Source organism: Terriglobales bacterium (genome assembly GCA_035487355.1).
GTDB lineage: Bacteria > Acidobacteriota > Terriglobia > Terriglobales > Acidobacteriaceae > QIAW01.
Window position 1 is genome coordinate 1 of the sequence record DATHMF010000108.1, and the last position, 6,167, is coordinate 6,167.

General features: G+C 55.0%; 7 protein-coding genes. 4 read left to right on the forward strand and 3 right to left on the reverse strand.

The genetic code is table 11. From position 1 onward, the window contains the following. Both VK738_20235 and VK738_20240 read right to left on the reverse strand, forming a co-directional pair. Positions 1–725 (reverse strand): hypothetical protein (locus tag VK738_20235; GenBank protein HTD24991.1); only part of this gene is annotated, 725 nt, incomplete at its 3' end. 178 nt (positions 726–903) lie between these two features. After that, positions 904–1,464, reverse strand: coding sequence for an NADH-quinone oxidoreductase subunit B family protein (locus tag VK738_20240; protein ID HTD24992.1), 561 nt, complete (start codon positions 1,462–1,464; stop codon positions 904–906). A 101-nt stretch (positions 1,465–1,565) separates the two neighbouring features. Here VK738_20240 and VK738_20245 point away from each other — a divergent pair, with 101 nt between their 5' ends. The 3 genes from VK738_20245 to VK738_20255 all read left to right on the forward strand — a co-directional run bounded on the left by VK738_20245 (position 1,566) and on the right by VK738_20255 (position 4,286). Continuing rightward, positions 1,566–3,371: an ABC-F family ATP-binding cassette domain-containing protein gene (locus VK738_20245; protein HTD24993.1), complete on the forward strand. Its 1,806-nt coding sequence runs from the start codon at positions 1,566–1,568 to the stop codon at positions 3,369–3,371. A gap of 106 nt (positions 3,372–3,477) precedes the next feature. After that, the gene (locus VK738_20250; GenBank protein ID HTD24994.1) at positions 3,478–3,678 is read left to right on the forward strand and encodes a hypothetical protein; all 201 of its coding nucleotides are present in this window, start codon (positions 3,478–3,480) and stop codon (positions 3,676–3,678) included. A 125-nt stretch (positions 3,679–3,803) separates the two neighbouring features. Beyond that, positions 3,804–4,286 (forward strand): heme-binding domain-containing protein, encoded by a 483-nt coding sequence (locus VK738_20255; protein ID HTD24995.1) that lies wholly within the window; start codon positions 3,804–3,806, stop codon positions 4,284–4,286. A gap of 88 nt (positions 4,287–4,374) precedes the next feature. On the opposite strand, the gene VK738_20260 is transcribed toward VK738_20255, so the two are convergent. After that, positions 4,375–4,554 carry a CsbD family protein gene (locus VK738_20260; GenBank protein ID HTD24996.1) on the reverse strand — a complete coding sequence of 60 codons (180 nt, stop codon included), beginning with the start codon at positions 4,552–4,554 and terminating at the stop codon, positions 4,375–4,377. A 266-nt stretch (positions 4,555–4,820) separates the two neighbouring features. On the opposite strand from VK738_20260, the gene VK738_20265 reads away from it, so the two are divergent. Next, entirely contained in the window at positions 4,821–5,720 is a 900-nt protein-coding gene (locus VK738_20265) for a hypothetical protein (GenBank protein HTD24997.1), read from the forward strand. The last annotated feature ends 447 nt before the right edge of the window (positions 5,721–6,167 follow it).

Consider the following 6,167-nt stretch of genomic DNA (forward strand, 5'->3'; position numbering starts at 1 on the left):
CATTCTTCGTACTCGCCGCGATCGTCATGCTCGCGGATTTTTTGCTCGGGGCGGCCCTTGGAGGCTATGACCATTTCTTTGTTCATCCCCACCAGCACTTCGTGGCTCTTCACCGCGGCGCGCGCTTTGGGTGGAAGGGTATCCACGTAGGCCTGGGTTGCGGAAAGAGAGTTGAAATCAAAGACCGGAGCCAGCATCAGCTTGATCTGCTCGGGCGGAATATCGGGAACGAAGCGGTCGAACATCAGGGCGACAAAAGAGCCATGCGCGTTTTCTGAATTGTCAGGAGAAATGGGAACCGTGGTACCGCTGGAGCCGACGCCGGCCTCGATGTGCTGATACCACTTTTTTTTCTTCTTGGGGCCGCCGTTGATTTCAAAGATGATGCTGTTCTCTTTGATGATTACGTCCGTAATCTTGGCGCGATCGCCGGGCTTGGCGGCGGGGCCGGCCTGCGCCAGCATGAAGTTCAACTGTTCGTCCGTGGGGGTAACTACTCCGTTTTTGATCGTCAACCCTTTACCACCCATGGGAAAGGGTTTGCGCACAAACACTAATTCAGCGTTCAATCCCCGGATAACGTCGAACCTTGTCGGCGTGGACATGGGATGGTTCTGATCGGCCGCAGATTGGCCGGATTGCTTTGCGCTGGGATCGGAACACACAGCATTCGCCGACAAGAGGAGGAGCGTGCTGAGCGTAAGGAAAAACTTATGTGAAGCCATAAAAGCCTGCCTTCAGCGGACGCGCAAAATCAGTGCGGAACGGGGAGCGTTCTGAGAGCGATTATAACGCCAACTGGGGGAAAGCACTCAGCAATCAGCGTTTGAGTGTTAACCGCAGAGGACGCGGAGTAACGCAGAGGATGGAAGCGTTTCTTTTAGCGCTGTAAAATTCGGTGCCTTACTCCAGGTTCAGAATGCGCTTAAACGATCCACGGTCGTTCATGATCTTTTCCTGCAGCAGCGTGATGGCGTAAATCAACTGCTCGGGGCGCGGAGGGCATCCGGGGACGTAGATATCCACCGGTATGACCTGGTTCACGCCTTGAACCAGCGCGTAGTTATTGAAGACGCCGCCGCTGGTGGCGCAGGCTCCCATGGAGATGACCCATTTGGGCTCAGGCATCTGCTCCCAGAGCAGGCGGATGACGGGCGCCATCTTTTGCGAGACGCGTCCAGCGATGATCATGAGATCGGCCTGGCGCGGCGATGGGCGAAATACCTCAGCGCCGAAGCGGGCAATATCGAAGCGCGATGCGCCCATGGCCATCATCTCGATAGCGCAGCAAGCCAGACCAAAGGTCATGGGCCAAATGGAACTCTTGCGGCACCAGTTCACCGCCCAATCCAGGGTGGTTAAAACGATGCCCTCGGATTGCTGCTCGCCAAAGGCAACTTCACGACCCCAGGCCGCATTCTGCTCGCTGCTTACCGTACTCTCAAAACGCTCGTCGCCGCTCATGGCTATATTGTATTCCGAGAGGCGGGAAAGATTCCAGTTGGGACGTGCGGCCCTGCAATCCGCGTTTGCTGATAATCTGAATTCTGGGAGATCGCAACCCGTTGCCACCGATTATCAATGCACAGGGAATTTCGAAGGCCTTCGGGGCCGCACCGCTCTTTCAGAACGTCTCCTTTACCATTTCTGAAGGAGATCGCATTGGGCTCATCGGTCCAAACGGCTCAGGCAAATCCACGCTCCTGCGGATGCTGGCCGGCAGCGTAGATTCCGACAGCGGCACAATAGCGCTGCGAAAACGCACCCGGCTCAGCTACGTGGAGCAGGAGTCGAAATTCAACTCCGGAGATACCGTGCGCTCCGTGGTCGAGAAAGCATTGCAACACGCCTCCGTCGCCGAGTCTGAGCACGGCACCCGCTTTGCCGAGACACTGGGCCGGGCTAGGTTTGAAGATTTCGAGGCCGAAGCAACCGCGCTCTCCGGAGGCTGGCAGAAGCGGCTTGCCATTGTCGAGGCGTTGGTCCAGGCACCCGATATCCTGCTGCTCGATGAACCCACCAATCATCTCGACCTCGCAGGAATCGAGTGGCTCGAAGAGTTGCTCGAACAAGCCTCGTTCGCCAGCGTGATCGTGAGTCATGACCGTTATTTTCTCGAGAATATTGCCACAGCCATGGTTGAACTGAACCGCGCTTATCCGGATGGATTGCTGCGTGTGCAGGGCAGCTACAGCACGTTTCTGGAGAAGAAAGAAGAGTTTCTGCATGCGCAGGCGCAGCGCCAGGAAGCGTTGGAAAACCTGGTCCATACGGAAATCGAGTGGCTCCGCCGCGGACCGAAGGCGCGCACAACAAAATCCAAAGCACGAATCGGCAAGGCGAACCAACTTATAGGAGAGCTTGCTGACCTGAATGCCAGAACCCGAACGGCGACCGCACAAATTGACTTTTCAGCGAGTGACCGCAAGACCAAACGGCTGATCGAACTGGAAAATGTTGCTTACGACATCGGAGATCGTACGCTCTTCAGCGGACTCAACTTCATCGTCTCCGCCGGGATGCGGGTCGGCTTGGTAGGTCCGAATGGCAGCGGCAAAACCACATTGTTGCGCCTGCTGCGTGGAGAGCTCGCTGCCACCAGCGGCCAGATTCGCAGGGCCGAGTGGTTGCGCATTGTCTATTTCGATCAGAGCCGCGAGCTTGATCCTGATGTCACCCTGCGCCGCGCTCTGGCGCCGGACAGCGACTCGGTTGTTTATCAGGATAGAGTCATTCACGTGGCATCATGGGCGGCGAGGTTTCTGTTCACCGGCGAGCAGCTCAATCAACCCGTGGGGCGGCTTTCCGGTGGCGAACGGGCACGCGTATTGATCGCGCAGCTCATGCTGCAGCCGGCTGATGTTCTCTTGCTCGACGAGCCCACCAACGACCTTGATATCCCGACACTCGAAATATTGGAGGAAAGCCTGCTCGAGTTTCGCGGCTCGCTCGTCCTGGTGACGCATGACCGCTACATGCTCGATCGCGTATCCACCATCGTGCTGGGGTTGGATGGAGACGGCGCCGCCGAGAGTTTTGCCGACTACTCACAGTGGGAGGCCTGGCAGGCAGATCGCAAACAGCCAACGAAGACAGCGGCACGGCTGGCTCTAGCTGATGCCGAGACGTCTCTCGCAAAAGAAAAACCCAAGAAGCTTTCCTACCGCGACGCCCGCGAATATGCCGGCATTGAACAGCGCATCGCTGAGGCCGAACAGGCTCTGCAGGCCAAGCGCGCTCAACTCGAAGACCCGGCGATAGCTACTGACGGACCTCGTCTTCTGACCGCACATAGTGAAATGGAAGCGGCGCAGCAGCATTTGGATTCACTTTATGCGCGCTGGGCGGAGTTGGAAGAGAAGAACGGGTGAGGAGTGAGCACCTGCAAAGTCAACGATCATCCCCTTGATCCAAGATAAGCAACGCTAAAAGCAGGCGACTTGGGCCTACAATAGGTATCTCGTTAAGAGAACCATTATGGGCCTGGTTGCTTGTATAAAATGCCCGGTTTGCGGCAAACATAGTTTGCTGAAACGCGGGCGGACCGAGATGGAGACCGGAGACCGCTGGATCTTGAAGTGCCCAAATCCAGATTGCGCGCAGCAGTCTTCTTTCAAGGACAGCCAGATTGAGAGACTGGAATTACCGGTCACCGGCTACGAGGATGGCTACTTCTAACGGTAACTGCTCGGACTTGAATAAAAAATCGGCTACACACGCAAAAATAACGACCGCGCCACAATTCTTAAAACGATCTAAGGTATATTGAAAAGCCTGTTTCTAATAACCTCAATGGAGATGCAATGAAACGTTTCCTCAAGTGGCTCAGTATCGCGGTTGTGGTGTTTCTGATTGGCGCCCAGTTTTTTCCCGTGGATAGGACCAATCCCCCGGTAGATTCCTCGAAGACCATCTTCGCAGCCGGAATCGTGCCCCCCAACGTGCAGCCTATTGTGCAGCGCTCGTGCGCGGACTGCCACTCTGACGAAACCCATTGGCCGTGGTATAGCCACGTAGCTCCGGCTTCCTGGCTGGTTGCAAGTGATGTACATGGCGCCCGCGGTAAAATGGACCTCTCACAGTGGGCCGCTTACACGGACAGGCAAAAGCAGGACAGGCTTGATGGGATTTGCGAGATGGTGAGCAGCGGCGATATGCCTCCATCCCAGTACACTCTGATTCACCGCAACGCCGTGCTCACACAGGCAGATCGCGATACTCTTTGCCAGTGGGTTAAGAACCCTCCACCACCGTCGGGAACGGCACCCACCCCGGCAACGAAGTAGTTATGAGCAGGTGAAACAATGGCTGTGAGGCTTGCCCTTCTCCCAACCATTGTTTCACATGCTCAGCAATTCACTTATTGCACTGTGCTTATTGCCCGACCGCCTTTTCAGCATGGCCAATCCATTTCTGAATTTTGCCAGCTTTCTTTTCGTGCCTTCCTTCGGCTTCTAGCTCCGGGTTCTTCATAACTTTTCCGAACTTCTCCTTGATTTTTCCCTGTACTTCGTGGAACTTGCCTTCTGTCTTATCTTTGGTGCTTGATTTCATCATGTTCTCCTGTGTTCACTGTCAGGTTGAATCCAGGAACAACTTTCATCGGTTGCTCTTTAGAGACACCCCAGATTCGCTCACTTGCTGCAGCCGTGCTGTACTGAATCGCTCACCGGAAGACCGAAGGGTTGACCCAAGGGTGGGAATTTTCAGTGCCTGAAGAGTGGTGGTGCCTTCCCATGACGGACGAAGGTCAAAAATGATCAGCAACCACGTGGTCGCGGATACTATACTTTATTGATTCGAGCTTCAAGGAAGAATCCATGTCGATATATCCCCTAAGACGAATTCGCAGGTTCAAGAATTTTATTGCACTTTTTTTGTTTCTTCCCGGTTTAAGTGCAGCGATCTCAGCGGCAGAACTTAAACATGAGACGGCAGCCGCTTACGATCGCTACGTTGCGGCCACGGAAGCGAGATTTGCCAATGAGCTGCGCCCGGATGGGCCCTTCCTTTACATTGATGCCTTGCCTCCAGAGGCCAGCAAGAGTTCTTACCAGCAGCTCAAGCAGGGCGAAATACTGGTGCAGAAGCTCGAGACGAAGGTCACGGGCTCGAGTTCTGACATTCCACACGGGATTGTTCACCACTGGGTTGGCCTGGTTTTTATTCCCGGGGTTACCTTGGCCAAGACGCTTCCTGTATTGCAGGATTACGACCACCGGGCAGAGTTGTATAAGCCGGATGTGATCGCCTCTCGGCTCCTGGACCACGAAGGCAGCAACTATAAGATCTTCCTCCGCCTGTATCAAAAGAGATTTACAACCGCGGTCTTCAATACGGAATACGATATTCACTGGGGCAAGGTGAATGCGAGCAAGATGTATTCCAACTCCATCAGCACGCGGATTGCCGAGGTCAAAGATGCCGATCAGCCTGGAGGCGCGGAATTGCCTGTGGGCACGGGCCGGGGATATCTCTGGCGCCTGAACACCTATTGGCGATTTGAAGAGAAAGATGGAGGGGTCTACCTGCAGTGCGAAGCCGCCTCCCTCACGCGTGATATCCCCATGGGTCTGGGATGGCTGCTGGGCCCCCTGGTCACTTCGATCCCCAAGCAATCCTTAGATCGAGCGCTCGGCCAAACCCGGACAGTTGTGCTGCAACAGATCAAGAGTGCCCCTGCAACCGTCGGCGCCCTTACCGACGGCGGCAGAAGATAGTACAAGAGCAGGTGAATGCAAATCGTTGGTGAGCAGCCTTAGCTTTTAGCCAAAAACAAAGTTCTACGCGGATGGACTTGGTTTGGGCGGATTGAATTAGGCGGCCCCCCTTGCTTGCTTGGTTGGAAAAACAGTACTCGGTGCTCGGTACTCAGAAAAGCTAGCCTCACCGCAGAGGACGCGGAGGTACACAGAGGCCAAAGCAAGCAATCAGGACCCAGCATTCAGCACTCGGCCAAAACATAAAGTCGGATTTTCAAAGACCTAGAGGGCCTTTATCTTCATTTTCTTCTTCTTCTTCTTCTAACCGCTGGCCCTGCATTCCATTTTGGAAGGCTTTTCAAACCTTGTGAATCTGCCTTCTTTCGTTCTCGCAATTCTCCGGCTCCCTCAATAGGTCGGGCAGGGAGGCGGGTCTTTCGGCAGGTTTCGGGCTATGAATCTGGG

Excerpts from the sequence above, each read along its gene's own strand:
- VK738_20265 (HTD24997.1), top strand. The coding sequence starts at position 4,821 with ATGTCGATATATCCCCTAAGACGAATTCGCAGGTTCAAGAATTTTATT.
- VK738_20260 (HTD24996.1), bottom strand. The coding sequence starts at position 4,554 with ATGAAATCAAGCACCAAAGATAAGACAGAAGGCAAGTTCCACGAAGTA.
- VK738_20240 (HTD24992.1), bottom strand. The coding sequence starts at position 1,464 with ATGAGCGGCGACGAGCGTTTTGAGAGTACGGTAAGCAGCGAGCAGAAT.
- VK738_20250 (HTD24994.1), top strand. The coding sequence starts at position 3,478 with ATGGGCCTGGTTGCTTGTATAAAATGCCCGGTTTGCGGCAAACATAGT.
- VK738_20255 (HTD24995.1), top strand. The coding sequence starts at position 3,804 with ATGAAACGTTTCCTCAAGTGGCTCAGTATCGCGGTTGTGGTGTTTCTG.